Source organism: Aestuariivirga sp., from assembly GCF_044238155.1.
Classification (GTDB): Bacteria; Pseudomonadota; Alphaproteobacteria; order Rhizobiales; family Aestuariivirgaceae; genus Aestuariivirga.
In genome coordinates, this window is sequence record NZ_JBIIDX010000029.1 from 1 (window position 1) to 24,356 (window position 24,356).

Below are 24,356 nucleotides of genomic sequence, written 5' to 3' on the forward strand. Positions count from 1 at the left end.
AACATCTCCTTTGACGTCGAGCTGATCACGCCGATCGCCATGGAAGAAAAGCTGCGCTTCGCCATCCGCGAGGGCGGCCGTACCGTCGGCGCCGGCGTCGTCGCCAAGATCACGGATTAAGGGCGGACAGGTCACATGCAACGTCAAAACATCCGCATCCGGCTCAAGGCCTTCGATCATCGTGTTCTCGATACCTCGACACGTGAGATCGTCAACACGGCCAAGCGTACTGGCGCGCAGGTTCGCGGGCCGGTGCCGCTTCCCACGCGGATCGAGCGCTTCACCGTGAACCGCTCGCCACATGTGGACAAGAAGAGCCGTGAACAGTTCGAGATGCGGACTCACCGCCGCCTGCTCGATATCGTCGATCCGACACCGCAGACGGTTGATGCTTTGATGAAGCTCGATCTGGCTGCAGGCGTCGATGTTGAAATCAAGCTCTGAGTCCAGAGCTTTGAAGGAGTGAAGCGATGCGTTCTGGTCTCATCGCACAGAAGCTGGGTATGACCCGCATCTACACGGAAGAGGGAGCAGCCGTTCCTGTGACCGTGTTGAAGGTCGATAACTGTCAGGTCGTGGCGCAAAAGACGCCCGACAAGCACGGCTATGCGGCGTTGCAGCTTGGTGCCGGCGTTCCAAAGATCAAACGGCTTACCAAGGCCGATCGGGGTCACTTTGCTGTGGCCAAGGTTGAGCCGAAGCGGAAGCTGAAGGAGTTTCGAGTGTCGCCGGAGAATATCATTCCGGTTGGTGCCGAGATCACCGTAGAGCATTTCGTTCCGGGTCAGTTCGTCGACGTTACTGCGACGACGATGGGCAAGGGCTTTGCTGGTGGCATGAAACGGTGGAATTTCGGTGGCTTGCGCGCCACGCACGGCGTGTCGATCAGCCATCGCTCGATCGGTTCGACCGGTAACCGCCAGGATCCTGGCAAGGTGTTCAAGAACAAGAAGATGCCGGGCCATCTCGGTGCTGAGACGGTTACCACGCAGAACATCGTGGTGGTCAAGACGGACGCTGGCCGTGGTCTCATCATGGTCAAGGGGTCCGTTCCGGGTGTCAAGGGGGCGTGGGTTTCGGTTCGCGATGCCGTCAAGCGCAAGCTTCCGGATGCGGCGCCCAAGCCTGGAGCATTCAAGATGCCGGATGCCTCGGCAGCCCCGGCGGCAGAGTAGGGAGTGACGGACATGAAAGCCGACATTCATACCATAGAGGCCAAGACGGCCGGCAGTATCGAACTTGCGGACCACATCTTCGGTCTCGAGCCTCGCGCCGACCTGATCCACCGCGTCATCCAGTGGCAGCTGAACAAGCGCCAGCAGGGTACGCATCAGGCCAAGTCACGCGGCGAGATTTCGCGCACCACCAAGAAGCTCGGGCCCCAGAAGGGTTCGGGCGGCGCCCGCCACGGTTCCCGCAAGGCGGGCATCTTCGTGGGCGGCGGCAAGGCTTTCGGGCCTCGGTTCCGCAGTCACGAGACAGCATTGAACAAGAAGATCCGCGCGCTGGGGCTGCGTCACGCAATCTCGAGCAAGGTGAAGGACCAGTCACTGGTTATCCTCGACAGCGCGGCTTCGGACGGCAAGACCAAGACGCTCGTCAGGGCGTTCGAGCAGCTTGGCCTGGTCAACGCGCTGATCATCGATGGTGCTGCCGTGAACGAGAGCTTCGCTCGCGCTGCTCGCAGCATTCCCAACATCGACGTGCTGCCCATCCAGGGCATCAATGTCTATGATATTCTCCGCCGCAAGAAGCTGGTGCTGACCAAGGCGGCTGTCGAAGCGCTGGAGGCGCGGTTCAAGTGAGCAAGGAACATTTCTACGACATCATCCGTAGCCCCGCCGTGACCGAAAAAGGCACGCTGGTGTCAGAGCATAATCAGGTTGTGTTCAACGTGGCGCGCACTGCCACCAAGCCCGAGATCAAGAAGGCTGTCGAGGGCTTGTTCGGCGTGAAGGTCAAGGCGGTGAACACGCTTGTCCGCAAGGGTAAGCAGCGCCGCTTCCGCGGGCAGGCGGCCACCTTGAGCGACGTAAAGAAGGCCTACGTGACCCTCGAAGAGGGCCAGCGCCTTGACGTGACGACGGGCCTCTGAGCAGCAGGATCAGGACAATGGCACTCAAAACATTCAATCCAACCAGCGCCGGCCGGCGCCACCTGATTCAGGTGGACCGTAGCCAGTTGTGGAAGGGCAAGCCTGTGAAGGGGCTGGTCGAAGGTCTGGCCAAGAACGGCGGCCGTGGCAACACCGGCCGTATCACGACCCGCGGGCAGGGCGGTGGCCATAAGCGGTCCTACCGGGTCATCGACTTCCGCCGCCAGAAGCTCGATGTTCCAGCCGTGGTCGAGCGGCTGGAATATGATCCAAATCGCACCGCTTTCATCGCGCTGATAACGTACCAGGATGGCGAGCAGGCCTATATCCTTGCGCCCCAGCGCCTCTCTGTCGGGGATTCGGTCGTTGCCGGACGTTCCGTGGACGTGAAGCCTGGCAATGCGATGCCGCTCGGATCCATGCCGGTCGGCACGATCGTTCACAATGTTGAAACGAAGCCTGGCAAGGGCGGGTCGCTGGCGCGCTCGGCGGGCACCTACGCCATGGTCGCGGGCCGTGACCAAGGCTATGTACTGCTCAAGCTGAAGTCGGGCGAAACCCGCATGGTGGATGCCTCCTGCATGGCAAGCGTGGGAGCAGTTTCCAACCCTGACCACATGAACGAAGTGGTTGGCAAGGCGGGTCGTTCACGGTGGAAAGGCGAGCGGCCGATTTCGCGTGGTATTGCGCGCAATCCGGTTGATCACCCCAACGGTGGACGCACCAACGGCGGCAAGCACTGGGCCACACCCTGGGGCAAGCCGACAAAGGGCACCAAGACCCGTTCAAACAAGCGGACCCAGAAATTCATCGTGCGGTCGCGCCACGACCGCAAGAAGTCTCAGTAAGAGGTAGACCGTGACACGTTCCGTTTGGAAAGGCCCGTTTGTGGACGGGTATCTCCTGAAGAAAGTGGAAGCCGCGCGTGGCGCTGGTGGACGCGCCCCGGCGATCAAGACCTGGAGCCGGCGTTCGACCATACTGCCGCAGTTCGTGGGCCTGACGTTTCAGGTTCATAACGGCAACAAGTTCATTCCTGTCCTGGTGTCGGAGGAGATGGTGGGTCACAAGCTCGGTGAATTCGCGCCGACCCGTACCTTCCACAGCCATTCGGCCGGGGACAAGAAGGCCCCAGCCGGAGGTAAGTCATGAGCAAGAAGCCGCGTCCGCGCGCCCTGCCCGAGAACGAGGCGAAGGCCGTCACCCGGTCGATCCGCATTTCTCCGCGCAAGCTGAATGACGTTGCCTCCGAAATCCGCGGCATGAAGGCCGAGAAGGCGCTCGCCTACCTGACCTTCTCCCGCCGCCGCATCGCCAAGGACATCAAGAAGACGCTGGAGTCCGCAATTGCGAATGCTGAGAACAACCATCAACTCGACATCAACCGGCTGGTCGTGGCCGAGGCCTGGGTGGGCAAGAATCTGGTGATGAAGCGCTGGATGCCAAATGCCCGTGGCCGCGTCGGGCACATCGAGAAGTTCTTCAGTGAACTGACGATCGTGGTCCGGGAAGTTCGCGAAGAAAGCAAGGAGGCCGCCTGATGGGTCAGAAAGTCAATCCGGTTGGTCTTCGCCTTGGCGTAAACCGTACCTGGGACTCGCGCTGGTTCGCGGGCTCTCGCGAGTATGGCAAGCTTCTGCATGAGGACATCGCGATCCGCGAATACCTCAAGAAGGAGCTGAAGCAGGCTGGTGTGTCCAAGATCCTAATCGAGCGGCCTCACAAGAAGTGCCGAGTGACGATCTACTCCGCCCGTCCGGGCGTGGTGATCGGCAAGAAGGGCGCGGACATCGAAAAGCTGCGCAAGAAGGTTCAGGACATGACGGGGTCCGAGGTCCACCTCAATATCGTTGAGGTTCGGAAGCCCGAGATCGATGCCAACCTGGTTGCGGAGAACATCGCACAGCAACTGGAGCGCCGCGTGGCCTTCAGGCGCGCCATGAAGCGCGCCGTGCAGTCTGCTCAGCGCATGGGTGCAGAGGGGATCAAGATCACCTGTTCCGGCCGCCTGGGTGGTGCCGAAATCGCCCGTACGGAGTGGTATCGCGAGGGCCGCGTGCCGCTTCATACCCTGCGCGCCGACGTTGATTACGGGACGTCGACGGCCTTTACCACCTATGGCACCAACGGCGTCAAGGTCTGGATCTTCAAGGGTGAGATCCTCGAACATGATCCGATGGCACAGGACAAGCGCATGAACGAGCCGGCCGATGCCGGAGCCTCCCGCGGTCGCCGCGACCGCGACGCGGCTTGAGGATTGAGGGTTAGCGACAATGCTGCAACCAAAGCGTACCAAGTTCCGGAAGGCCTTTAAGGGCCGCATTCACGGCAAGTCGACGAGCTGTAACACGCTTGATTTCGGCGCCTTCGGGCTAAAGGCGCTCGAGCCGGATCGGCTTACCGCGCGCCAGATCGAGGCCGCCCGCCGCGCCTTGGCACGCGGCATGAAGCGCGCCGGTCGCATCTGGATCCGGGTGTTCCCGGATGTTCCGGTTTCCAAGAAGCCGGCCGAGGTCCGCATGGGATCGGGCAAGGGTTCGCCGGAGTATTGGGCGGCGCGTGTGAAGCCGGGCCGGGTTCTGTTCGAGATCGACGGCGTGCCGCGGCAGGTTGCGGAGGAGTCGCTCGGGCTTGCCGCTGCGAAACTTCCGATCAAGACGCGCTTCGTTGCGCGCCTGGGTGAATAAGAGGGTGAGTGCCATGAAGGCCAAGGACATCCGGGCCATGACCAACGACCAGGTCAAGGACGAAATACTGAAGCTCAAGAAGGAGCAGTTCAACCTGCGCTTCCAGAGGGCGACGGGCCAGGTCGAGAACACCGCGCGCATGCGCCAGATCCGCCGTGACATTGCACGCCTCAAGACCGTGCAGTCGCAGCAGGCCGCCGCGAAGTAGGAGAGAAGAACATGCCAAAGCGCATCCTGCAGGGTGTTGTGGTAAGCGACAAGAATGACAAGACCATCGTGGTGCTTGTCGAGCGCCGCTTGCGTCATCCGGTACTCAAGAAGACAGTTCGCCTGTCCAAGAAGTATCACGCCCATGATGAAAAGAACGAGGCCAAGGCTGGCGATATCGTGCGCATCGAGGAAACCAGGCCGCTGTCGAAGCAGAAGCGCTGGGCTCTGGTTGGCAAGGTTGCGGCCGGGCAGGCCTAAGGGAAATTCGGGCCCAAGGGCCCCATGAGTGAACGGGTGATCAGATGATCCAGCAAGAAACAAATCTCGATGTCGCGGACAATTCCGGCGCCCGCCGGGTTCAGTGCATCAAGGTGCTGGGCGGTTCCAAGCGGAAATACGCTTCCGTCGGCGACATCATCGTGGTGTCGGTGAAGGACGCGATTCCGCGCGGCCGCGTCAAGAAGGGTAGCGTTATGAAGGCCATCGTGGTGAGGACCGCGAAGGACATCCGCCGTCCTGACGGGTCGGTCATCCGCTTCGACCGAAATGCAGCAGTGCTGATCAATGCGCAGGGCGAGCCTGTGGGGACGCGCATCTTCGGGCCCGTTCCGCGTGAGCTGCGCGCCAAGAACCAGATGAAGATCATTTCGCTTGCGCCGGAGGTGCTGTGATGGCGGCGAAACTCAAGATCCGGAAGGGTGACAAGGTTGTGGTCCTCACCGGCAAGGACAAGGGTCGGCAGGGCGAGGTGATCCGTGTGATCCCGGCAGAAAATCGCGCGGTGGTGCGCGGTATCAACCTGGTCAAGCGGCATCAGAAGCAGTCGGCGGCGCAGGAGGGCGGTATCATTTCGAAGGAAATGCCCTTGCACGTGTCCAATCTCGCACTGCGCGATCCCAAGGATGGAAAGCCCACCCGTGTCGGTTTCAAGACGCTGGCTGACGGCAAGAAGGTTCGCGTGGCCAAGCGTTCGGGAGAAGTGATCGATGGCTAAGGAAGAGACCAAGAAGCCCGCTGCCAAGTCGGCGGGCGAGGCCAAGCCAAAGGCCCGCGCCAAGGCGGATAAGTCCGCTCCGGCCACGGCTGCGCCTGGTTCAGAGGGTGCGCCCGAGGGCTACGTGCCGCGCCTGCGGAAGCATTATGACGAGGTGGTGCGTCCGCAACTCCTCAAGGAATTCGGTTATTCCAATGCCATGCAGGTTCCGAAGATCACCAAGATCGTGCTCAACATGGGCATCGGTGAGGCAACGCAGGACTCCAAGCTGGTTCAGGTGGCGGCCGGTGAACTGGAGAAGATCGCCGGTCAGAAGGTGGTCGTCACCAAGTCCCGCAAGGCGATCGCCCAGTTCAAGATCCGCGAGAATCTCGCGATCGGCGCCAAGGTGACACTGCGCAAGGTGCGCATGTACGAGTTCCTCGACCGCCTCATCAACATTGCCCTGCCGCGCGTTCGTGACTTCCGCGGTCTCACTGATCGCAGTTTCGATGGCAGTGGTAACTACGCGTTCGGGATCAAGGAACACATCATCTTCCCGGAGATCGACTACGACAAGATCGATCGTGTCTGGGGCATGGACGTGATCATCTGCACCTCGGCCAAGACCGATGCCGAGGCCCGCGCGTTGATCGATGCCTTCAACTTCCCGTTCCGCAAGCCCGCCCGCAAGGCGGCCTAAGAAACAGTACAAGGCTGAGGTAAAGCCCATATGGCGAAAACGAGCTCGGTAGAAAAGAACAACCGCCGCCGCAAGATGGCGAAGCAGTATGCTGCAAAGCGTGCGAAGCTTAAGGCGATCATTCACAATAAGTCGCTTCCGATCGAGGATCGCTTCAGCGCCCAGCTCAAGCTGGCTGAGCTGCCGCGCAATTCCGCCAAGACCCGGATCCGTAATCGTTGTGAAGTAACGGGTCGCCCGCGTGCCTATTACCGTAAACTTAAGATGTCGCGTCTGGCGCTTCGCGAGATGGCCAACCTGGGTCTGATCCCCGGCATGGTCAAGTCGAGCTGGTAACAGATACGGACTTCAGGAGAGAAGAATGAGTGTGAATGATCCGATCGGCGACATGCTCGCTCGCATCCGGAACGCGCAGGAGAGGGGCAAGTCCAGCGTGGCGATGCCCCATTCCAGGCTGCGTGAGAATGTCCTTGGCGTTCTGCAGTCTGAGGGGTTCATCCGCGGCTTTGCGGTGGTGCAGCAGGGCAACAACAAGGCCCAGATCGAAGTTGAGCTGAAATACTTCGATGGCGCGCCGGTCATCCGCGAGCTGAACCGCGTGTCCAAGCCTGGCCGCCGTGTTTATGTCTCGGTCGGCGCTCTGCCCACGGTCTACAATGGCCTGGGTATTTCCATCCTGTCGACTCCCAAGGGCGTGATGTCGGACGCCGATGCGCGCGCGCAGAATGTCGGCGGCGAAGTTCTCTGCACCGTGTTCTGAGGTCTCACATGTCTCGTATCGGTAAGAAGTCAGTTCCAGTCCCGGCCGGCGTGACCGTGAATGTCGCGGGCAGCAATGTCTCGGTCAAGGGTCCCAAGGGCGAACTCAAGTTCGTGCTCACCGACCGGGTGATGGCGAAGATGGAGCAGGGCGGCGTAAAGGTCGAACCAAGGGACAAAACCAAGCTCTCGCGCTCTGCCTGGGGCATGTCGCGCACCATGATCTCGAACATGATCAAGGGTGTGACGGAGGGCTACAGCAAGTCGCTGGAGATCAACGGCGTGGGTTACCGCGCGGCGGTCCAGGGCAAGGTTCTGAGTCTGGCGCTCGGCTACAGCCATGATATCAACTATCCGATCCCGGACGGCATCGAGATCAAGACGCCGAAGCCAACCGAGATCACGGTATCGGGGATCAACAAGCAGCGTGTCGGTCAAGTTGCGGCCGAGATCCGCGAGTTCCGCGGACCCGAGCCATATAAGGGCAAGGGCGTCAAGTACGCTGGTGAATACATCTTCCGCAAGGAAGGCAAGAAGAAGTAACAGGTGGTGGCCATGGCCTCGAAAGCACAAAATATCCGCAAGACCCGCGTGCGCAAGGCGCTCGCCGCGCGCGGCGCACTGCGCCCCCGGCTGTCGGTGTTCAGGTCGTCCAAGAACATCTATGCCCAGGTTATTGATGATGCAAAGGGCGTGACCCTGGCAGCAGCATCGAGCCTCGAGAAGAGCCTCAAGGGCTCCATCAAGACCGGCGCCGACAAGGCCGCGGCAACGACCATTGGCAAGCTCATTGCCGAGCGTGCGATCAAGGCTGGCGTGAAGGACGTCGTGTTTGACCGCGGCGGTTATCTCTATCACGGGCGCGTCAAGGCGCTCGCGGACGCTGCCCGCGAGGGCGGCTTGAACTTCTGATTTTCTCCGGCGAAGGATAGGTAAATGGCTAAGGAACGTTCGGAGCGTGGCGACCGCAAGGACCGGGACAACCGGGAGGAGCGCGATAGCGAGTTCATCGACAAGCTGGTGCACATCAACCGTGTTGCCAAGGTGGTGAAGGGCGGCAAGCGCTTTGGGTTCGCCGCACTCGTCGTGGTTGGTGATCAGAAGGGTCGGGTCGGCTTTGGGCATGGCAAGGCGCGCGAAGTACCCGAGGCGGTACGCAAGGCAACCGAGTCGGCCAAGCGTGGCTTGATCCGCGTGCCACTGCGCGAGGGCCGCACTCTGCACCACGATATCGATGGCCGTTGGGGCGCTGGCAAGGTGACGCTGCGCACTGCGCCCCCCGGAACCGGTATCATCGCCGGCGGCCCGATGCGCGCCGTGTTCGAGTCGGTCGGCATGCAGGATGTGGTTGCCAAGTCGAAGGGTTCATCCAACCCCTACAACATGGTGCGCGCGACCTTTGACGCATTGAAGAAGCAGACCAGCCCGCGCGCTGTTGCCTCGCGCCGGGGCAAGAAGGTGTCTGACGTGCTGCGCCGCCGTGGTGGCGAGGCAGTGGCCGAGTAAGCGGAGAAGAGTGAACATGGCGAAGGCGAATAAGACTGTGACGATCCAGCAGGTTGCCAGCCCGCAGCGCCGCCCCGCGGAGCAGCGCGCCACGCTGATCGGGCTTGGCCTGAACAAGATGCGCAAGACGTCGACGCTGCAGGACACGCCTGCGGTGCGCGGCATGATTGCCAAGGTTGCGCACCTGGTGCGCGTTGTCGAATAAGGAACAGCTGCTATGAAGCTCAACGAGATTGCCGACAATCCTGGTGCGCGCCACGCTCGCAAGCGGGTTGGCCGTGGCATTGGCTCCGGACTTGGCAAGACGGCAGGCCGCGGCGGCAAAGGCCAGACAGCGCGCAAGGGCGGCGCCAAGGCAGGTTTTGAAGGCGGGCAGATGCCGATCTACCGCCGCTTGCCCAAGCGGGGGTTCAACAAGCCGAATGCAGTTGAATACAGCGAGGTGAACCTGTCCCGCGTGCAGGCAGCCGTCGACGCAAAGAAGCTTGATGCTGCAGCGCCGGTGACAGCTGCGGCTCTGGTTGCTGCCGGCGTGATTTCATCGGCGCGTGGCGGCGTAAGGTTGCTCGGCAAGGGTGAACTCAAGGCCAAGCTGAATTTTGAGGTTTATCATGCAACGGCTGGCGCCGTTGAGGCCGTGAAGAAGGCTGGCGGCTCGGTGAAGGTTCTGAAGCCGGTCGAAAAGGCCGAGGACGCTACTTAAGCTTGCAAGCGCGGTCGACCGTTCCCTCATCAAGGGTGCTGGAACCGCGATAAGGACGAGACCATGGCATCAGCGGCCGAACAACTTGCTGCCAATCTGAATCTTGGCGCTCTCGCCAAGTCCGAGGATCTGAAAAAGCGGATCTGGTTTACGCTCGGTGCGCTGATCGTCTATCGGCTGGGAAGCTACATTCCAATACCCGGCATTGATGCCGTCGAACTGGCGAAGTTCGCGGCTCAGAATTCTTCGGGCATCCTTGGCTGGGTCAACAATCTTGCCGGTGGCGCTCTGGGGCGCATGGCGATTTTTGCCCTCAACATCATGCCCTATATTTCTGCATCGATCATCATACAGCTGATGACATCGGTGTCCCCCCATCTTGAGCAACTCAAGAAAGAGGGTGAGCAGGGGCGCAAGAAGATCAATCAGTACACCCGTTACGGAACAGTGCTTCTGGCTGCACTCCAGTCCTACGGCATCGCGGTGGGCCTTGAGGGGCAGCCTGGCCTAGTGACTGATCCGGGCATGTTCTTCCGGCTGTCGACCGTCATCACGCTGACCGGCGGCACCGTGTTCCTTATGTGGCTCGGCGAGCAGATCTCCTCGCGCGGCATTGGAAACGGCATCTCGCTGATCATATTTGCGGGCATCGTCGCCGGGCTGCCCGCCGGTATCGCCGGTCTGCTCGAGTTGGGCCGGACCGGACAGATCACCACATTCGTGATCCTTGGCATAATCATCATGGCGGTGGCGGTGATTGCCTTCATCGTCGTCATGGAGCGCGCCCAGCGCCGCCTGTTGATCCAGTATCCGAAGCGGCAGGTTGGCAACAAGATGTTTCAGGGCGAGAGCTCTCATCTGCCACTCAAGCTCAATACGTCTGGTGTCATTCCACCGATCTTTGCGTCTTCCCTGCTGCTGCTGCCGATTACGGTGGCCAATTTCACCAAGGGCCAGGGGCCTGACTGGCTCAATACCATTACGGCAATGGTCGGGCACGGCCAGCCGCTGTTTCTGGCGCTCTACGCCATACTGATCGTTTTCTTTGCCTTCTTCTACACTTCCATCATGTTCAACCCGCAGGAGACGGCGGATAACTTGAAGAAGTATGGCGGGTTCATTCCTGGCATCCGACCAGGAGAGCGTACTGCCGAGTACATCGATTATGTGCTGACGCGGATCACACTTGTCGGAGCGCTTTATCTGACCGTCGTCTGTCTGCTTCCCGAATTCCTGATCGGCTACACCGGCGTGCCGTTCTACTTCGGCGGTACGTCATTGCTCATCGTCGTGAGCGTGACCATGGATACGGTGGCACAGGTCCAGGGTCATCTTCTTGCACAGCAGTATGAGGGGTTGATCAAGAAATCAAAGCTTCGCGGAGGCAAGCGGTGAACATCATCCTTCTTGGGCCCCCAGGGGCGGGGAAGGGAACCCAGGCCAGGCTGATGGAAGATCGGCATGGCATGAAGCAGCTGTCGACGGGTGACATGCTGCGGGCCGCTGTGGCAGCTGGGACGGAGACAGGGCGCCGCGCCAAGACGATCATGGACCGGGGCGAGCTGGTTCCTGATGACGTCGTGGTCGGCATCATATCCGACCGTCTTGGGCAGCCGGATGTTCGCGGCGGCTTCATTCTCGACGGGTTTCCGCGCAATACCGCTCAGGCAGAGGCGCTGGACAGAATGCTCGCCGGCAAGGGGCTGAAGCTCGATGCCGTGATCGAGATGAAGGTGGATGATGAAGCGCTCGTCGGGCGCATCACCGGCAGGTATACCTGTGCCAAGTGCGGCAAGGGCTATCACGACCGTTTCGAGATACCGAAGGCTGCCGGCGTTTGCGACGTGTGCGGGGGCACCCAGTTCAACCGCCGCGCTGACGACAATGAAAAGACGGTCCGCGACCGGCTTTTCGTCTACAACGCCCAGACCGCGCCGCTTGTGCAGTATTACAGCGGCCGTGGAGTATTGAGGACGATTGACGGGATGGCGGACATCGCTGAGGTGACCCGCCAGATCGAAGACGTGCTGAAAGGGCCGCAGCGGCCGATTTGAGTCGATTCAGGAGGTTGACGCCGCGGCGATTCACCTCTAGAAGCGCGCTCAAATTCGGTACGTGACAGGCTGGCTTCAGGGGGAGCGACCCTTGGGGTACGGCCTTGTGCCTTTGACAGGGGCCGGCTGAAGCGAGGAATTTAGACGAATTCGACAGCTCAAGCTGTTGAAAAAACTAGGAGAAAAGGCGTGGCCCGTATTGCAGGCGTCAACATCCCGACAAGCAAGCCAGTGGCGATTGCACTGCGCTACATTTATGGCATTGGACCAGTGAATGCCCTCGAGATCTGTGAAAAGACACGGATAGCACCAGAAAAGCGCGTCAATGCGCTGTCTGACGCTGAGGTTCTTGCCATCCGCGAGGTGATCGACCGCGATTACGTTGTGGAAGGTGACCTGCGGCGCGAAGTATCCATCAACATCAAGCGTCTTACTGACCTTGGTTGCTACCGTGGCATGCGGCACCGCAAGGGGTTGCCGGTGCGCGGCCAGCGCACTCACACCAACGCCCGCACCCGTAAGGGGCCCGCCAAGGCAATCGCCGGCAAGAAGAAGTAAAGGCTGAAAGAACATGGCTAAGGAAGCGCAACGTCCGCGCCGCAAAGAGCGCAAGAACATTTCCTCCGGCGTGGTCCATGTGAACTCGTCGTTCAACAACACGATGATCACGATCACCGACGTGCAGGGCAACGCCATCGTCTGGGCCTCTGCAGGCAAGCTGGGCTTCAAGGGCTCGCGCAAGTCGACGCCCTATGCGGCACAGGTTGCGGCCGAACAGGTCGGGCGCGCTGCGATGGAACACGGCATGCGCACTGTCGAGGTCGAAGTATCCGGTCCAGGCGCTGGCCGCGAGTCGGCGCTGCGCGCTCTGCAGGCCTGTGGCCTTCAGGTGACGTCGATCCGTGATGTCACCCCCATTCCTCACAATGGGTGCCGGCCTCCCAAGCGCCGGCGTGTCTAGTCTCGCCCCCGGCCGCCCCGCGGCTGGAAGACGGTCCGAATTCATCTTCTGAAAACGTGGTGCTCCGTCAGGCTCACCAGATTTTCGACAGGAAGCACAAAAGATGCAAGTAAACCCGAAGAATTGGCAAGAGCTGATCCGTCCATCGAAGCTGGATGTTCAGTCGGGCCGCGACCGCCGTCGCATAGCCACCTTTGTGGCCGAACCGCTGGAGCGGGGATTTGGCACGACGCTTGGCAATGCCCTGCGCCGCGTGTTGCTGTCATCGCTGCAGGGTGCGGCAGTGACCTCCGTTCATATCGATGGAGTTCTGCACGAGTTCTCATCGATTGCCGGTGTGCGCGAGGATGTGACGGACATGATCCTCAACATCAAGGAGATTGCCATCTCCATGCAGGGTGAGGGTCCGAAGCGGCTGATGCTTCGCAAGGAGGGGCCTGGCGTGGTTCGCGCCGGCGACATCCAGGTCACTGGAGACATACAGATCCTCAATCCTGAGCATGTCATCTGTACGCTTGATCAAGGCGCTGAGGTTCGCATCGAGTTCACCGTCAGCACCGGCAAGGGCTATGTCTCCGCAGAGCGCAACCGCCCGGAGGACGCTCCGATCGGTCTCATTCCAGTTGACTCGATCTACAGCCCGGTGAAGCGGGTGTCCTTCAAGATCGAGAATACGCGTGAGGGACAGATCCTCGACTACGACAAGCTCATCATGAACGTCGAAACCGATGGGTCCGTGACGCCCGATGACGCGGTCGCATATGCAGCCCGGATCCTGCAGGACCAGTTGTCGGTGTTCATCAACTTCTCCGAACCGTCAAAGGCGGTGATCGAGGAGACACGCCCAGAGTTGGAGTTCAATGCGGCTCTTCTAAAGAAAGTGGATGAGCTCGAACTGTCCGTGCGCTCGGCAAACTGCCTGAAGAACGACAATATCGTCTATATCGGCGATCTGATTCAGAAGACTGAGGCGGAAATGCTCCGTACACCAAATTTTGGTCGCAAGTCGCTGAACGAGATCAAGGAAGTTCTGGCGCAGATGGGTTTGCACCTCGGCATGGAAGTGCCGAATTGGCCGCCTGAAAACATCGACGAACTGGCCAAGAAGTACGAACAGCATTATTGAGAATGATATGGTGGCACCCGTGGTGCGCCGAGAGTGAAGGAGAACGGTTATGCGTCATGGTTTCAGAGGTCGCCGGTTCAACCGTACGGCTGAACACCGCGAAGCAATGTTTGCCAATATGGCGGCAGCTTTGATAAAGCATGAGCAGATCGTGACGACCTTGCCGAAGGCGAAAGACCTTCGCCCGGTGGTCGAGAAACTCGTGACGCTTGCGAAGCGTGGCGGATTGCATTCCCGGCGGATGGCCATTGCGCAGATGCGCGACGAAACACAGGTTCGTAAACTCTTCGACGTAATTGCAAAGCGTTATGCAAGCCGCAACGGCGGATATCTGCGCATCATGAAGGCAGGCTTCCGTTATGGAGATCAGGCGCCAATGGCGGTGATCGAGTTCGTCGATCGCGATGTTAGTGCGCGCGGTCTCGACTCGGGTCCGAGCCAGAAGGTGGAGGAGACGGCCGAAGCCGCAGCCTGATCGATCAGTTTCAGGAATTCTTCGGGCAGGGGCAGCGGAAACGTTGCCCTTTTCTGCTTTTGATCTAAATGTATGAATATAAGTGGTGTGCATCCGGCGGAATTACGCGTCGGTTGCCAGGCTGAGCTTGCGGGGGTGGATCGAGAGGAATGAGCGGATCGACGCGATGACTGGCCGATTTGACATCTTCAGCGCCAGCCAGGAGCCGTTCACGGATCTCGCCGAGCCGGTACAAGCCTTGCGCTCCGCCCGCGACCGGTTTCAGGTGCTCCACCTGTCATACTGGTTTCTGGGTTCGCTTCAGAATGCCCCCGATCGCATGAAATGGCTTTCGACCTATGACGAGAGCTACACGGCCGTCTATATGCGCGAATATTCGCCGCACGGGGACAGAGCATTCAGTGTGTGCTTCAGCAGGCTCCTGCCCCTCGATTGGGACGAGGTGCGCCGCAGTGATGCATCAGTCGAAAGGATACATGCCACGGCAGAGCGTTTCGGCGTAGGACGCCATGGCATCTCCATCCCGATCCGCGAGCCTGGCTACGGTGACGCTCTGTTCTCCATCAATTTCAATTGTGCCGATCGCGACTGGAGCGAGGTCAGGCGCGAACTGGCGAACGACCTGCACCTCTTTGCCCACTATTTTCATCACCGGATGCGGCAGGTCACAGAGCTCCACGAATCGATCGGTCCGATGACGTTGAGTCCGCGGGAGCGGGAGGTGCTGTACTGGGCCGCCGAGGGCAAGACTGCCAGGGAGACAGCAAGACTGCTCAGGCTCAGCGAGAGTGCAGTCAAGCTCTATGGCGCAAAGGCAATGGACAAGCTGCAGGCCAGAACCAAAGCTCACGCAGTTGCAATAGCCGTCCGGCATGACATGCTCGGATGAAGTCTCACGTGCTTGCGATCATGCGCCGGTGAAGACGGTCTCGACTGGTACGACGGCGTGGCAGCCATAACCATTGAATCGGGTAGCTGTGGCCAGCCCATAGGCGCCCAGCGTGCCGAATTCGATGTAGTCACCCTCGCGGAGATCAAGCGGCAGATCGAGTTTCACGGGAAGGACATCCAGCGGGTCGCAGGTTGGCCCGAACACTTTCCATTGCTTGACTGGACCGGTCAGGGTTGCGCCATTGCGGATGGCACGATGGGGTGGCTGCAGTTCAGGGACCTGCATGAACTCCATCAGTCCGCCATAGATGCCATCATTGAGGAAGACATCGTCACCATCTGAGCAGACCAGCTTGATGGAAGTCAGAAGGGACATGGAACTGGCAACCAGGCCACGGCCTGGCTCACATTCAAGCAGCGGCCTGCCAATGTCGCCGAAGCAGCGGGTGGTTGCCGTATCGATGGCTTCGAAGAACTGGGAAATAGATGCGGGCCTGCTGAGCGGATAGCTGGCGGGAAATCCACCGCCGACGTTCAGCGTCTTCACGGGTGTCGCGGCTGCGTCGACGATACGGCGGGCGGCTTCGATATGGCGTACATACACAGCTGGATCCCGCGACTGCGAGCCGGGATGGAAGGTGAGGACAGGTGTGAGACCCAGTCGCGCAATCATGGCAACGAGCCCGGCCGCTGCAGCCTCGGGTGCGCCAAACTTGGTTGAGAAGTCATGCGCGGACAGGCCCTGCGCGCGCGGCAGCACGAAGCGAACCGCCAGCTCGACGCCGCTGGCTGTGCCTACGATTGCAGCGATCTTTTCGATCTCTTCGCGCGCGTCCACTGCAAAGCGGCGGCAGCCGAAGCGGTGAAAGGCGGTGAAGATCTCCCGGCGCGACTTGACCGGGTTGTGGTAGTGGAAAACCGCGCCTGGCTGGATGGCCTGAACGGCGGCCATTTCGTGGACGGACGCGACATCCCAATGGCGCAGGCCCGCGCCAGACAGGGTGCTCAAGACCTCAGTGGAGGGATTTGCCTTGACGGCATAGCTCACCCGCCCAGGGAATCCGGCATGGAACACCGCGAGGCGAGCACGCAGCGCGGTCGCACTGAAGCAGAAAACCGGATCGTCCGGGCTCGCAGCAAGGCTGACGGCCATGGCATCTTCTGAGGCAATATTGTTTCGGGTCTTGCGGGCAGTCTGAGCCATGGCAACCTCCAGAGGACACATGGCGGTGCAGATAGGGCTCAGAGCTGTTGGAATGAACACGGCAGTGTGCTGAATTGTGCCGGATGAGTCGTCGATATGACGGCGAAGGACAGCGTTGTGACGAAACTACAGCTAACGCCGAAGGATGAGGAGCTGATCGAGCTTCTCCAGCTTGATTCGCGCTTGCCGGTAGCCGTTCTGGCCCGCAGGCTCGGCCTGTCGCGTACAACGGTTCAGGACCGGCTGGTCCGGCTCAGGGAAGCAGGTGTTATCAGGGCCTTTACCATTCGCCTGGCGAAGGAGCTTGAGGAGGGCGGATTGAGTGCCTTCGTGACGCTGGCGGTCGAGCCGCGACGCCAGATCGAACTCGCCCGGCAACTGGCCCGGTTTCCCCAGGTTCGGACCCTGCATACGGTGAGCGGCAAGTTCGATCTCATTGCCCAAGTGAGGACTCAATCATCCGCTGATATGGACGCATTGATTGATCGCATCGGTCAGATTCCAGGTGTCACGCGGGTGGAAACCTCGGTCATCCTGTCAACAAAACTAGATCGCAACCAGGGCCTGACTACCGCCCGTGAGGAGTGACATGTACCGAATCCTGCTTGCCGTCCTGCTGATGTTACTGCTGCCTGCCGGGCCCGCCGCCAGAGCCGAGGAGGCGGTGCCGCAGTCCGTGGCTGAGCTGCAGCTGTCATTTGCGCCTCTGGTGAAACGCTCAGCGCCAGCCGTTGTCAATGTCTACGCGCAACGCCTGCAGGAACAGCGCAGCAACAGCCTGTTTCAGGATCCATTTTTCAGGCGTTTCTTCGGTGATGGCGGATCGATGGGGGGCGCGCGCAAGCGCGTGCAGAATTCGCTGGGCTCAGGCGTGCTGGTTGATCCCTCTGGATTGATCGTCACCAATCACCATGTGATAGGAACCGACAGTGACATCAAGGTAGTTCTGGCCGATCGGCGCGAGTTTGATGCCAAGGTCCTCCTGGCTGACGAGCGCACTGACCTTGCCGTGCTCAAGATCGAGGTTCCTGACGAGGACCTGCCTGCTCTGACGCTTGGAGATTCCGATGCGCTCGAGGTAGGCGATCTCGTTTTGGCAATCGGCAACCCGTTCGGGGTTGGCCAGACAGTCACGAGTGGCATTGTGTCAGCTCTTGCGCGAACGCGGATCGGCGTCACCGACTATCAGTTCTTCATCCAGACCGATGCCGCCATCAACCCTGGAAACTCCGGTGGTGCTCTGGTCAACGTGAAGGGTGAGCTGATCGGCATCAACACGGCAATTTTCTCCCGCGGTGGCGGTTCGATTGGTATTGGTTTTGCCATTCCGTCAAACATGGTGAAGACAGTCGTTGCGACTGCCGAAAGCGGGGGGCAGGCAATCCGCCGTCCGTGGATCGGCGCCGAGGTTCAGGATGTAACGTCCGATATCGCATCTTCGCTCGGGATGGCGAGGCCAGAGGGCGCATTGATTGTCAGCCTGCACCCGGACAGCCCACTTGGAGTGGCTGGATTGAAACGTGGCGACATCATACTCGCCGTGGAAGGAAAGCCCGTCGAAAGCGCACAGGAATTGGGATACCGCGTGGCGACGACGTCGATTGGCGCTGCCACAATCATCGAGTATCTGCGCAAGGGTGAGCGCCGGGAAACCCAGGTGACGATGATCGCTGCTCCCGAAACTGTGGCGCGTTCGGAGACGACTATCGAGGGTAAGAACCCTTTCGCTGGCGCCGTGGTCGCCAATCTGTCGCCCGCTGTTGCTGATGAGGTTGATCTTCCGGCTGACGCAACCGGCGTGGTGGTCGTGCGGCTCGAAGACGGACCTGCGGCGCGCTTCGTCAAGCGTGGCGACGTGATTGTCGAGGTCAACAGGCAGAAGGTGGGTTCGGTGGAGGACCTCACGTCCGCCCTGTCCGGAGACGAGGGTTTCTGGCGCATCGAGATCAATCGCGGGGGCCGCAGCATTAAAATTGCGATCGGGGGCTGATGTCGACGCTGTTTGCCGCTGCCGGACTGGGTAGTGAGGCGCCACGCCCGCTCGCCGACAGGCTGAGGCCTCAGAAGCTGTCCGACGTGGTTGGACAGGACCATCTCGTTGGCGAAGACGGTGTCATCACGCGCATGCTTGCGGCCGGACGCATCCCGTCGATCATCCTGTGGGGACCGCCGGGTACGGGCAAGACGACCATCGCACGCCTGCTGGCGGGTGAGACAGGTTTGGCCTTCGAGCAAATCTCAGCAATTTTTTCGGGTGTTGCCGATCTCAAGAAGGTATTCGAGCAGGCCCGCATCCGCCGCGAGCAGGGGCGGGGTACGCTTTTGTTCGTCGACGAGATCCATCGTTTCAACAAGTCGCAGCAGGACTCCTTCCTGCCATTTGTCGAGGATGGAACCATCATCCTGGTCGGAGCCACGACGGAGAACCCGTCCTTCGAACTCAACGGGGCGCTGCTGTCGAGGGCCCAAGTTCTTGTCCTCAATCGCCTCAAGGCGAATGCGCTGGACGCCCTGATCCGGCGGGCTGAGGTGTATGAGCGCCGACCGCTTCCTGCAGATGAGGCTGCACGAAGCGCAATCTGCTCGTTGGCAGACGGTGATGGGCGCTATTTCCTCAACTTGCTGGAGGAGATTTTTGCTGCCGTTCCCGCGGGGGGAGCGGCACTAACGCCTGCGGACCTGGCGCGCACCGTGCAGAAGCGGCTGCCGCTCTATGACAAGGCATCGGATGGACACTACAATCTGATATCCGCACTCCATAAGTCCGTGCGCGGTTCAGACCCGGACGCCGCACTCTATTATCTTGCTCGCATGCTGGTTGCTGGTGAAGATCCGTTATTCATTGTCCGCCGCGTGGTGCGGATGGCGGTGGAGGACGTTGGATTGGCCGACCCCGCTGCTCTGCAACAGGCGCTGCTGGCCAAAGAGGCTTATGATTTTCTGGGCAGCCCGGAGGGTGAGTTGGCGATTGCACAGGCCGTAGTCTATGTCGCGACAGCGCCAAAGTCGAATGCGCTGTATACGGCCTACAAAGCCGCAAGCGGGCGGGCACAGCAAACGGGTTCGCTGATGCCGCCCAAGATCATCCTCAACGCGCCAACCAAGCTCATGAAGCAACAGGAGTATGGAACCGGCTATCGCTATGATCACGATGAGCCGGATGGCTTCTCAGGTCAGAATTATTTTCCGGAGGGGCTAGGCCGCGAGAGCTACTATCACCCTGTGGAGCGTGGTTTCGAACGAGAGGTGAGGAAACGGCTGGAGTACTGGGAGCGACTGAGGCAGGAGCGCAGCCGCTAAGGCCCGGAGATCACTCGGCAGCCTGCTGCTTGGCTTTGCGCAGGACGTCCTTCAGGAAGCGGCCTGTATAACTGCGCTTCTCCCGGATCACATCTTCGGGCGTGCCCGCCACGACGATTTCACCGCCGCCGTCTCCACCCTCTGGGCCAAGATCGATAAGCCAGTCAGCGGTCTTGATAACTTCGAGATTGTGTTCGATCACGACCACGGTGTTGCCCTGCTCGACCAACTCATGCAGCACTTCGAGAAGTTTTTTCACGTCATGGAAATGCAGCCCCGTAGTAGGCTCATCGAGAAGATAAAGCGTGCGGCCGGTGGCGCGCTTGGAGAGTTCCTTGGCAAGCTTGACTCGCTGCGCCTCGCCGCCTGAGAGCGTGGTGGCTTGCTGGCCCACCTTGATGTAGCCGAGCCCCACGCGCTCCAGCGTTTCCATCTTGTCGCGGACGCTGGGCACGGCGCGGAAGAATTCGCCTGCTTCCGTTACCGTCATCTCCAGCACATCGGCGATCGATTTGTCCTTGAATTTGATCTCCAGCGTCTCGCGGTTGTAGCGATGCCCATGACAGGCATCGCAGGTGACATAGACATCGGGCAGGAAGTGCATCTCGATCTTGATGACACCGTCGCCCTGGCAGGTTTCGCAGCGCCCGCCCTTGACGTTGAACGAGAAGCGGCCCGGTTCATAGCCCCGCGCCTTGGCTTCGGGCAGCCCCGCGAACCAGTCCCGGATCGGCGTGAAGGCGCCGGTATAGGTGGCGGGGTTGGAGCGCGGCGTCCGGCCGATCGGGCTCTGATCGATGTCGATGATCTTGTCGAGGAATTCGAGGCCCTCGATGCGGTCATGCTCGGCGGGCGCCTCGCGCGTGCCCATCAGCTTGCGCGCCGCGGCGCGGTAGACAGTGTCGATCAGAAGTGTCGACTTCCCGCCGCCGGAAACACCGGTCACGCAGGTGAAGACGCCCAGCGGAATCTCGGCGGAAATATTCTTGAGGTTGTTGGCGCGGGCGCCAAGGACCCGGATCGAACGCCCCTTCTGCCATTTGCGCCGGCCTCTGGGTACGGGTACCTGCTGAAGCCCCGTGAGGTATTGACCGGTCAGGGATTTTTTATCCGCCATGATCTGCGCCGGCGTACCCTGGGACACGATCTTGCCACCGTGAACCCCCGCACCAGGTCCGATGTCGACGACATAATCGGCCATGCGGATCGCGTCCTCGTCATGCTCGACCACGATCACGGTGTTTCCGAGATCGCGCAGATGGATGAGCGTATCGAGAAGCCGAGCATTGTCGCGCTGATGAAGGCCGATCGACGGCTCGTCAAGTACGTAAAGCACGCCCGTGAGGCCCGAACCGATCTGTGACGCGAGGCGGATCCGCTGGCTCTCGCCGCCAGAGAGTGTTCCGGAATTTCGCGACATGCTGAGATAGTCGAGGCCGACATCCACGAGGAACTTGAGGCGCTCGCGGATTTCCTTGAGGATCCGGGCAGCAATCTCGCGGTCCTTGGGCTTGAGGGTTTCCGCGAGTTCGCTGAACCATGTGTTTGCTTCGCGGATCGATAGTTGCGACACCTCGCCAATATGCTTGCCGGCCAGCTTGACAGCAAGAGACTGAGGCTTCAACCGATAGCCACCACACTCGCTGCAGGGATGGTCAGACTGATAGCGGGAGAGCTCCTCGCGCATCCACTCCGAGTCCGTCTCCCGCCAGCGCCGCTCAATGTTGCCGATCACGCCCTCGAAGGGTTTCTTGGTCTTGTAGGTGCGGATGCCATCGTCATACGCGATGGTCACTTCATCTTCGCCCGTGCCGAAAAGGATACCGTCGCGGGCCTTCTTGGGCAGCTCTTTCCAAGGTGTGCTCATTGATACCTTGTAGTGACGGGCGAGCGCTTCAAGCGTCTGGGTGTAATAGGGAGATGTGTTGCCCGTGCGCGCCCAGGGCAGAATGGCGCCCTCGCGCATTGACAGGGATGTATCGGGTACGACGAGCTCCGCTTCGAAATGAAGCTGTGTTCCAAGGCCATCGCAGGTGGGGCAGGCGCCAAACGGATTATTGAAGGAGAAGAGGCGCGGCTCGATTTCATCGATGGTGAAGCCAGAGACTGGGCAGGCGAAACGCTCCGAAAACAGCAGGCGCTCATGAGTTTCGTTCTTGGATTTGTTGGCCCCCTCCTCGGAGGTGGCGGATGCCGGAAGTGGCTTGTCGGCGAATTCGGCAACGGCGAGACCATCGGCCAGCTTCAGGGCAGTCTCCAGGCTGTCCGCGAGCCTTGTACCGAGGTCAGGCTTGACCACGAGCCGATCAATGACGACGTCGATGTCATGCTTGAATTTCTTGTCGAGCGCTGGAACGCTGTCGATGTCATGAAAGCGGCCATCGATCTTGACCCGGGTGAAGCCTTTTTTCTGAAGTTCAGCGAGCTCCTTGCGGTATTCGCCCTTGCGACCGCGCACGATGGGTGCAAGCAGGTAGAGGCGTGTTACCTCCGGAAGGGCGAGGATGCGGTCTACCATCTTGGTGACCGTCTGACTTTCGATGGGAAGGCCGGTTGCGGGGGAGTAGGCCACGCCGATGCGCGCGAACAGAAGGCGCATGTAATCGTAGATTTCGGTGACGGTGCCCACTGTGGATCGCGGGTTGCGGCTTGTTGTCTTCTGTTCGATGGAAATGGCGGGCGAGAGGCCGTCGATCTGGTCGACGTCCGGCTTCTGCATCATTTCCAGGAACTGCCGCGCATAGGCCGACAGCGACTCGACATAGCGCCGCTGGCCCTCGGCATAGATGGTGTCGAAGGCGAGAGAGGACTTGCCGGAGCCCGAAAGCCCGGTGAACACGATCAGCTTGTCCCGCGGGAGTTCCAGGGACACGTTCTTCAGATTGTGCTCGCGCGCCCCCTGAATTGAAATCACTTTCTTCTGCTCAGGCATGCGCCCCCGGTAGATCAAGAACGAAACTTCGGCAAGGATGGCCTAGCCTGCAACGTCGGTACGCAGAAGTGGCCATGTCAGTTCGGTTTATCCACATGAACCCGGTCGTGGCGGATCCTGTGGCCTGGGTATCAGTTTTCCACGTGAAAGGTGGTGGAGATGTAGGTCTCGTCCTCTTGGCCGGAGCGCTCGAACGTCAGAAAATCGTAGTAGCCGCAGCGGCCTTCGCCCGGATAGCTTCGGCAGGTTGATGGCCTGGCCAGGTAGATCGTGCAGCGACGCTCGGTTGTATCGAAGAACTGGCAGATCTTGCCAAAATGTTCGTCCTTCTTGCGGCGCATGACGCGCTTGTAGCCGTGCGCTGACTTGAAATACTTCTTTTCAGCCTGCTTCAGCGACAAGCCAAAATGCTTCGCAATACGCTGGGCGTCGCGGTCCTTGACCTCGATGACAGGGTAGGAGCAGCAGTAACCTGGGCATTTCAGGCAGTCATATTTCTTGCGTGGCATGTGGCTCTGATCCGGTTTGGCGAAGCGTGAAGGATTAGGCCGATGGCGAGCGGCCTGCAACGGCTTGTGACTTCTGGCCAGTCAGTTGCGCATATTTTCTGTTGGTATCCGTGATCTCGCCCATGAGCCATTCACGGAAGGCGCGGGCCGGGGCGGTTTCCTTGGGACCTCGGGCCCGGACGAGCCAGTAGTGCCAGTGATCCTTCATGTCGAAGGCGAAGGGGCGCACCAGCCAGCCTTCGACCAGCGAGTCGGTGACCAGCATCTGGTCGGCCAGCGCGAAGCCCTGGCCGGCCTCGGCGGCGTCAATGGCGAGATGGTTCTGGAACAGCGTGCCGCGCCAGTCCTCAACGCCGGTGACCCCATTGGCCGCCAGCCAGTCTGCCCACCATTGTTTGCGGGATTCATGCAGCAGGTTGAAATCGGCAAGATCAGCTGGCGTGAGGCCGTCGCGGCCAGCAATCAGCCTGGGTGAGCAGACGGGGAAGATGAGGGCGTCCGTCAGCTTGATCGCTTCGACGTCCGGCCAGAGCCCCGACCCATACCGGATACCGACGTCAGCCTCGCCGGACCGGAAGTCCGCGAGCTTGTTGGTGGGGTCGATGGTGAGTTCGATATCCGGGTGAAGGTCATTGAAACGTCCGAGCCGTGGCACGAGCCAGCGAGACGCGATGGCTGGCTCGACGCTGAGCTTGAGTTGGCGGACATCGCCCACGGCGGCCGCCTCACGGGTGGCATCGCTCAGTTGGTCGAAGAGGGGGGTAAGGCGAAGCCCATATCGTCGACCGGCATCGGTAAGGACCACCCCGCGGCCAGTCCGGGTAAAGAGATCGGTGCCAAGCCACTCCTCGAGATCTCGAATGTGCCGGCTGATGGCAGCATGTGTCACGAACAGCTCGGCGGCGGCCTCGGTGAAGCTCTCCAGCCGGGCTGCAGCTTCAAAGGCCTTCAATGCATTGAGTGAGGGTAGCCGTCGCGCCATGACATCATGTGAGTTTATGTTACAGGTAACGTAGTTTATTGCCGTTTGTCTCGCAAGAGCGAAAGAGGCATAGTCCTGTGATCAGACGAAGGAAAGGTTCGGCCCAGAGGAGGCTCAAGATGAATTGGATTTTCAACGCGTATTCAGAGGTTTACCAGGCTGCGATGCTACAGCAGGGCAGCTCACCACATCATGTTGCACCTGCGAAGTCTCGAGCTGCCCGGCAGCCGAAACTGCTGTTCGGACTGTTTGGCGTCCGGCAACGATAATCTGCCTGGATGGCGCC

The 24,356-nt window shown here is 60.3% G+C and carries 35 protein-coding genes and 1 pseudogene; 32 read left to right on the forward strand and 4 right to left on the reverse strand.

The window, feature by feature from the left end; all coding sequences use genetic code 11:
* The 29 genes and pseudogenes from tuf to ACILRN_RS04850 form a co-directional block, all read left to right on the forward strand.
* Positions 1-120: pseudogene (tuf, locus tag ACILRN_RS04710) on the forward strand (elongation factor Tu); the annotation flags it as partial.
* 15 nt (positions 121-135) lie between these two features.
* Positions 136-444 (forward strand): 30S ribosomal protein S10, encoded by a 309-nt coding sequence (gene rpsJ, locus ACILRN_RS04715; RefSeq protein WP_395686038.1) that lies wholly within the window; start codon positions 136-138, stop codon positions 442-444.
* Between the two features lie 26 nt (positions 445-470).
* Positions 471-1,175 carry a 50S ribosomal protein L3 gene (gene rplC / locus ACILRN_RS04720; protein WP_395686040.1) on the forward strand — a complete coding sequence of 235 codons (705 nt, stop codon included), beginning with the start codon at positions 471-473 and terminating at the stop codon, positions 1,173-1,175.
* A 12-nt stretch (positions 1,176-1,187) separates the two neighbouring features.
* Positions 1,188-1,805, forward strand: coding sequence for a 50S ribosomal protein L4 (gene rplD, locus ACILRN_RS04725; protein WP_395686042.1), 618 nt, complete (start codon positions 1,188-1,190; stop codon positions 1,803-1,805).
* A complete protein-coding gene (locus tag ACILRN_RS04730; RefSeq protein WP_395686044.1) occupies positions 1,802-2,095 on the forward strand; it encodes a 50S ribosomal protein L23 in 294 nt (97 codons plus the stop codon). The genes rplD and ACILRN_RS04730 overlap by 4 nt, the downstream gene beginning before the upstream one ends.
* Positions 2,096-2,112: 17 nt before the next feature.
* Positions 2,113-2,943 carry a 50S ribosomal protein L2 gene (gene rplB, locus ACILRN_RS04735; protein WP_395686046.1) on the forward strand — a complete coding sequence of 277 codons (831 nt, stop codon included), beginning with the start codon at positions 2,113-2,115 and terminating at the stop codon, positions 2,941-2,943.
* A gap of 10 nt (positions 2,944-2,953) precedes the next feature.
* On the forward strand, positions 2,954-3,247 hold the full coding sequence (gene rpsS / locus ACILRN_RS04740; RefSeq protein WP_395686048.1) for a 30S ribosomal protein S19: 294 nt from the start codon (positions 2,954-2,956) through the stop codon (positions 3,245-3,247).
* Positions 3,244-3,636 (forward strand): 50S ribosomal protein L22, encoded by a 393-nt coding sequence (rplV, locus tag ACILRN_RS04745; RefSeq protein WP_395686050.1) that lies wholly within the window; start codon positions 3,244-3,246, stop codon positions 3,634-3,636. The genes rpsS and rplV overlap by 4 nt, the downstream gene beginning before the upstream one ends.
* Complete coding sequence (gene rpsC / locus ACILRN_RS04750; RefSeq protein ID WP_395686052.1) at positions 3,636-4,349, forward strand: 30S ribosomal protein S3; 714 nt, start codon at positions 3,636-3,638, stop codon at positions 4,347-4,349. Before rplV ends, rpsC begins: the two co-directional genes overlap by 1 nt.
* Positions 4,350-4,368: 19 nt before the next feature.
* The gene (rplP, locus tag ACILRN_RS04755; RefSeq protein WP_395686054.1) at positions 4,369-4,782 is read left to right on the forward strand and encodes a 50S ribosomal protein L16; all 414 of its coding nucleotides are present in this window, start codon (positions 4,369-4,371) and stop codon (positions 4,780-4,782) included.
* A 13-nt stretch (positions 4,783-4,795) separates the two neighbouring features.
* Entirely contained in the window at positions 4,796-4,990 is a 195-nt protein-coding gene (gene rpmC / locus ACILRN_RS04760; RefSeq protein ID WP_395686056.1) for a 50S ribosomal protein L29, read from the forward strand.
* A gap of 11 nt (positions 4,991-5,001) precedes the next feature.
* Complete coding sequence (rpsQ, locus tag ACILRN_RS04765) at positions 5,002-5,250, forward strand: 30S ribosomal protein S17 (protein ID WP_395686057.1); 249 nt, start codon at positions 5,002-5,004, stop codon at positions 5,248-5,250.
* A gap of 44 nt (positions 5,251-5,294) precedes the next feature.
* The gene (gene rplN, locus ACILRN_RS04770) at positions 5,295-5,663 is read left to right on the forward strand and encodes a 50S ribosomal protein L14 (protein ID WP_395686059.1); all 369 of its coding nucleotides are present in this window, start codon (positions 5,295-5,297) and stop codon (positions 5,661-5,663) included.
* Positions 5,663-5,986, forward strand: a complete 324-nt coding sequence (gene rplX / locus ACILRN_RS04775; protein ID WP_395686061.1) for a 50S ribosomal protein L24 — start codon at positions 5,663-5,665, stop codon at positions 5,984-5,986. Before rplN ends, rplX begins: the two co-directional genes overlap by 1 nt.
* Positions 5,979-6,668 (forward strand): 50S ribosomal protein L5, encoded by a 690-nt coding sequence (gene rplE, locus ACILRN_RS04780; RefSeq protein WP_395686063.1) that lies wholly within the window; start codon positions 5,979-5,981, stop codon positions 6,666-6,668. The genes rplX and rplE overlap by 8 nt, the downstream gene beginning before the upstream one ends.
* A gap of 30 nt (positions 6,669-6,698) precedes the next feature.
* Positions 6,699-7,004, forward strand: coding sequence for a 30S ribosomal protein S14 (gene rpsN / locus ACILRN_RS04785; RefSeq protein ID WP_395686065.1), 306 nt, complete (start codon positions 6,699-6,701; stop codon positions 7,002-7,004).
* 25 nt (positions 7,005-7,029) lie between these two features.
* Positions 7,030-7,428, forward strand: coding sequence for a 30S ribosomal protein S8 (gene rpsH / locus ACILRN_RS04790; RefSeq protein WP_395686066.1), 399 nt, complete (start codon positions 7,030-7,032; stop codon positions 7,426-7,428).
* A gap of 8 nt (positions 7,429-7,436) precedes the next feature.
* Entirely contained in the window at positions 7,437-7,970 is a 534-nt protein-coding gene (gene rplF / locus ACILRN_RS04795; protein WP_395686068.1) for a 50S ribosomal protein L6, read from the forward strand.
* 12 nt (positions 7,971-7,982) lie between these two features.
* Entirely contained in the window at positions 7,983-8,339 is a 357-nt protein-coding gene (rplR, locus tag ACILRN_RS04800) for a 50S ribosomal protein L18 (RefSeq protein WP_395686070.1), read from the forward strand.
* A 24-nt stretch (positions 8,340-8,363) separates the two neighbouring features.
* Positions 8,364-8,933, forward strand: coding sequence for a 30S ribosomal protein S5 (rpsE, locus tag ACILRN_RS04805; RefSeq protein ID WP_395686071.1), 570 nt, complete (start codon positions 8,364-8,366; stop codon positions 8,931-8,933).
* 16 nt (positions 8,934-8,949) lie between these two features.
* Positions 8,950-9,138: a 50S ribosomal protein L30 gene (rpmD, locus tag ACILRN_RS04810; RefSeq protein ID WP_395686072.1), complete on the forward strand. Its 189-nt coding sequence runs from the start codon at positions 8,950-8,952 to the stop codon at positions 9,136-9,138.
* A 12-nt stretch (positions 9,139-9,150) separates the two neighbouring features.
* On the forward strand, positions 9,151-9,636 hold the full coding sequence (gene rplO, locus ACILRN_RS04815; protein WP_395686073.1) for a 50S ribosomal protein L15: 486 nt from the start codon (positions 9,151-9,153) through the stop codon (positions 9,634-9,636).
* A 63-nt stretch (positions 9,637-9,699) separates the two neighbouring features.
* Entirely contained in the window at positions 9,700-11,031 is a 1,332-nt protein-coding gene (gene secY, locus ACILRN_RS04820; RefSeq protein ID WP_395686075.1) for a preprotein translocase subunit SecY, read from the forward strand.
* Positions 11,028-11,690, forward strand: coding sequence for an adenylate kinase (locus ACILRN_RS04825; RefSeq protein WP_395686077.1), 663 nt, complete (start codon positions 11,028-11,030; stop codon positions 11,688-11,690). Before secY ends, ACILRN_RS04825 begins: the two co-directional genes overlap by 4 nt.
* A 189-nt stretch (positions 11,691-11,879) precedes the next feature.
* A complete protein-coding gene (rpsM, locus tag ACILRN_RS04830) occupies positions 11,880-12,248 on the forward strand; it encodes a 30S ribosomal protein S13 (protein WP_395686079.1) in 369 nt (122 codons plus the stop codon).
* Positions 12,249-12,261: 13 nt separating this feature from the next.
* Positions 12,262-12,651, forward strand: coding sequence for a 30S ribosomal protein S11 (gene rpsK / locus ACILRN_RS04835; RefSeq protein ID WP_395660345.1), 390 nt, complete (start codon positions 12,262-12,264; stop codon positions 12,649-12,651).
* Between the two features lie 103 nt (positions 12,652-12,754).
* Positions 12,755-13,777 carry a DNA-directed RNA polymerase subunit alpha gene (locus ACILRN_RS04840; protein ID WP_395686082.1) on the forward strand — a complete coding sequence of 341 codons (1,023 nt, stop codon included), beginning with the start codon at positions 12,755-12,757 and terminating at the stop codon, positions 13,775-13,777.
* 49 nt (positions 13,778-13,826) lie between these two features.
* Positions 13,827-14,252, forward strand: a complete 426-nt coding sequence (gene rplQ / locus ACILRN_RS04845) for a 50S ribosomal protein L17 (protein WP_395686084.1) — start codon at positions 13,827-13,829, stop codon at positions 14,250-14,252.
* A 166-nt stretch (positions 14,253-14,418) separates the two neighbouring features.
* Positions 14,419-15,141: an autoinducer binding domain-containing protein gene (locus ACILRN_RS04850; protein WP_395686086.1), complete on the forward strand. Its 723-nt coding sequence runs from the start codon at positions 14,419-14,421 to the stop codon at positions 15,139-15,141.
* Between the two features lie 18 nt (positions 15,142-15,159).
* Here the strand turns inward: ACILRN_RS04850 and ACILRN_RS04855 are convergent, their stop codons facing one another.
* Complete coding sequence (locus ACILRN_RS04855) at positions 15,160-16,347, reverse strand: hypothetical protein (protein ID WP_395686088.1); 1,188 nt, start codon at positions 16,345-16,347, stop codon at positions 15,160-15,162.
* Between the two features lie 96 nt (positions 16,348-16,443).
* Between ACILRN_RS04855 and ACILRN_RS04860 the strand changes: the two genes are divergently transcribed.
* Genes ACILRN_RS04860 through ACILRN_RS04870 form a run of 3 tightly spaced genes read left to right on the forward strand, consistent with a single transcriptional unit; the run spans position 16,444 to position 19,647 of the window.
* Positions 16,444-16,935 (forward strand): Lrp/AsnC family transcriptional regulator, encoded by a 492-nt coding sequence (locus tag ACILRN_RS04860; RefSeq protein WP_395686090.1) that lies wholly within the window; start codon positions 16,444-16,446, stop codon positions 16,933-16,935.
* A 1-nt stretch (position 16,936) separates the two neighbouring features.
* Positions 16,937-18,337 carry a DegQ family serine endoprotease gene (locus tag ACILRN_RS04865; RefSeq protein WP_395686092.1) on the forward strand — a complete coding sequence of 467 codons (1,401 nt, stop codon included), beginning with the start codon at positions 16,937-16,939 and terminating at the stop codon, positions 18,335-18,337.
* Complete coding sequence (locus ACILRN_RS04870) at positions 18,337-19,647, forward strand: replication-associated recombination protein A (RefSeq protein ID WP_395686094.1); 1,311 nt, start codon at positions 18,337-18,339, stop codon at positions 19,645-19,647. Before ACILRN_RS04865 ends, ACILRN_RS04870 begins: the two co-directional genes overlap by 1 nt.
* A 10-nt stretch (positions 19,648-19,657) precedes the next feature.
* Here the strand turns inward: ACILRN_RS04870 and uvrA are convergent, their stop codons facing one another.
* From uvrA to gcvA, 3 genes are all read right to left on the reverse strand, one after another.
* A complete protein-coding gene (gene uvrA / locus ACILRN_RS04875) occupies positions 19,658-22,579 on the reverse strand; it encodes an excinuclease ABC subunit UvrA (RefSeq protein WP_395686096.1) in 2,922 nt (973 codons plus the stop codon).
* 131 nt (positions 22,580-22,710) lie between these two features.
* Positions 22,711-23,088 carry a YkgJ family cysteine cluster protein gene (locus ACILRN_RS04880; RefSeq protein WP_395686098.1) on the reverse strand — a complete coding sequence of 126 codons (378 nt, stop codon included), beginning with the start codon at positions 23,086-23,088 and terminating at the stop codon, positions 22,711-22,713.
* A gap of 34 nt (positions 23,089-23,122) precedes the next feature.
* Positions 23,123-24,070 carry a transcriptional regulator GcvA gene (gene gcvA, locus ACILRN_RS04885; RefSeq protein ID WP_395686099.1) on the reverse strand — a complete coding sequence of 316 codons (948 nt, stop codon included), beginning with the start codon at positions 24,068-24,070 and terminating at the stop codon, positions 23,123-23,125.
* Positions 24,071-24,356: the final 286 nt, after the last annotated feature.

Excerpts from the sequence above, each read along its gene's own strand:
- rpsJ (WP_395686038.1), top strand. The coding sequence starts at position 136 with ATGCAACGTCAAAACATCCGCATCCGGCTCAAGGCCTTCGATCATCGT.
- rpmD (WP_395686072.1), top strand. The coding sequence starts at position 8,950 with ATGGCGAAGGCGAATAAGACTGTGACGATCCAGCAGGTTGCCAGCCCG.
- rplX (WP_395686061.1), top strand. The coding sequence starts at position 5,663 with ATGGCGGCGAAACTCAAGATCCGGAAGGGTGACAAGGTTGTGGTCCTC.
- rpsH (WP_395686066.1), top strand. The coding sequence starts at position 7,030 with ATGAGTGTGAATGATCCGATCGGCGACATGCTCGCTCGCATCCGGAAC.
- rplC (WP_395686040.1), top strand. The coding sequence starts at position 471 with ATGCGTTCTGGTCTCATCGCACAGAAGCTGGGTATGACCCGCATCTAC.
- rpmC (WP_395686056.1), top strand. The coding sequence starts at position 4,796 with ATGAAGGCCAAGGACATCCGGGCCATGACCAACGACCAGGTCAAGGAC.
- rplE (WP_395686063.1), top strand. The coding sequence starts at position 5,979 with ATGGCTAAGGAAGAGACCAAGAAGCCCGCTGCCAAGTCGGCGGGCGAG.
- rplO (WP_395686073.1), top strand. The coding sequence starts at position 9,151 with ATGAAGCTCAACGAGATTGCCGACAATCCTGGTGCGCGCCACGCTCGC.
- rplD (WP_395686042.1), top strand. The coding sequence starts at position 1,188 with ATGAAAGCCGACATTCATACCATAGAGGCCAAGACGGCCGGCAGTATC.
- ACILRN_RS04855 (WP_395686088.1), bottom strand. The coding sequence starts at position 16,347 with ATGGCTCAGACTGCCCGCAAGACCCGAAACAATATTGCCTCAGAAGAT.
- rpsK (WP_395660345.1), top strand. The coding sequence starts at position 12,262 with ATGGCTAAGGAAGCGCAACGTCCGCGCCGCAAAGAGCGCAAGAACATT.
- ACILRN_RS04870 (WP_395686094.1), top strand. The coding sequence starts at position 18,337 with ATGTCGACGCTGTTTGCCGCTGCCGGACTGGGTAGTGAGGCGCCACGC.
- rplF (WP_395686068.1), top strand. The coding sequence starts at position 7,437 with ATGTCTCGTATCGGTAAGAAGTCAGTTCCAGTCCCGGCCGGCGTGACC.
- rplN (WP_395686059.1), top strand. The coding sequence starts at position 5,295 with ATGATCCAGCAAGAAACAAATCTCGATGTCGCGGACAATTCCGGCGCC.
- rpsN (WP_395686065.1), top strand. The coding sequence starts at position 6,699 with ATGGCGAAAACGAGCTCGGTAGAAAAGAACAACCGCCGCCGCAAGATG.
- rpsC (WP_395686052.1), top strand. The coding sequence starts at position 3,636 with ATGGGTCAGAAAGTCAATCCGGTTGGTCTTCGCCTTGGCGTAAACCGT.
- ACILRN_RS04860 (WP_395686090.1), top strand. The coding sequence starts at position 16,444 with ATGACGGCGAAGGACAGCGTTGTGACGAAACTACAGCTAACGCCGAAG.
- rplV (WP_395686050.1), top strand. The coding sequence starts at position 3,244 with ATGAGCAAGAAGCCGCGTCCGCGCGCCCTGCCCGAGAACGAGGCGAAG.
- ACILRN_RS04865 (WP_395686092.1), top strand. The coding sequence starts at position 16,937 with ATGTACCGAATCCTGCTTGCCGTCCTGCTGATGTTACTGCTGCCTGCC.
- rplP (WP_395686054.1), top strand. The coding sequence starts at position 4,369 with ATGCTGCAACCAAAGCGTACCAAGTTCCGGAAGGCCTTTAAGGGCCGC.
- rpsE (WP_395686071.1), top strand. The coding sequence starts at position 8,364 with ATGGCTAAGGAACGTTCGGAGCGTGGCGACCGCAAGGACCGGGACAAC.
- rplQ (WP_395686084.1), top strand. The coding sequence starts at position 13,827 with ATGCGTCATGGTTTCAGAGGTCGCCGGTTCAACCGTACGGCTGAACAC.
- ACILRN_RS04880 (WP_395686098.1), bottom strand. The coding sequence starts at position 23,088 with ATGCCACGCAAGAAATATGACTGCCTGAAATGCCCAGGTTACTGCTGC.
- rpsQ (WP_395686057.1), top strand. The coding sequence starts at position 5,002 with ATGCCAAAGCGCATCCTGCAGGGTGTTGTGGTAAGCGACAAGAATGAC.
- ACILRN_RS04840 (WP_395686082.1), top strand. The coding sequence starts at position 12,755 with ATGCAAGTAAACCCGAAGAATTGGCAAGAGCTGATCCGTCCATCGAAG.
- gcvA (WP_395686099.1), bottom strand. The coding sequence starts at position 24,070 with ATGGCGCGACGGCTACCCTCACTCAATGCATTGAAGGCCTTTGAAGCT.
- rplR (WP_395686070.1), top strand. The coding sequence starts at position 7,983 with ATGGCCTCGAAAGCACAAAATATCCGCAAGACCCGCGTGCGCAAGGCG.
- ACILRN_RS04850 (WP_395686086.1), top strand. The coding sequence starts at position 14,419 with ATGACTGGCCGATTTGACATCTTCAGCGCCAGCCAGGAGCCGTTCACG.
- rplB (WP_395686046.1), top strand. The coding sequence starts at position 2,113 with ATGGCACTCAAAACATTCAATCCAACCAGCGCCGGCCGGCGCCACCTG.
- secY (WP_395686075.1), top strand. The coding sequence starts at position 9,700 with ATGGCATCAGCGGCCGAACAACTTGCTGCCAATCTGAATCTTGGCGCT.
- uvrA (WP_395686096.1), bottom strand. The coding sequence starts at position 22,579 with ATGCCTGAGCAGAAGAAAGTGATTTCAATTCAGGGGGCGCGCGAGCAC.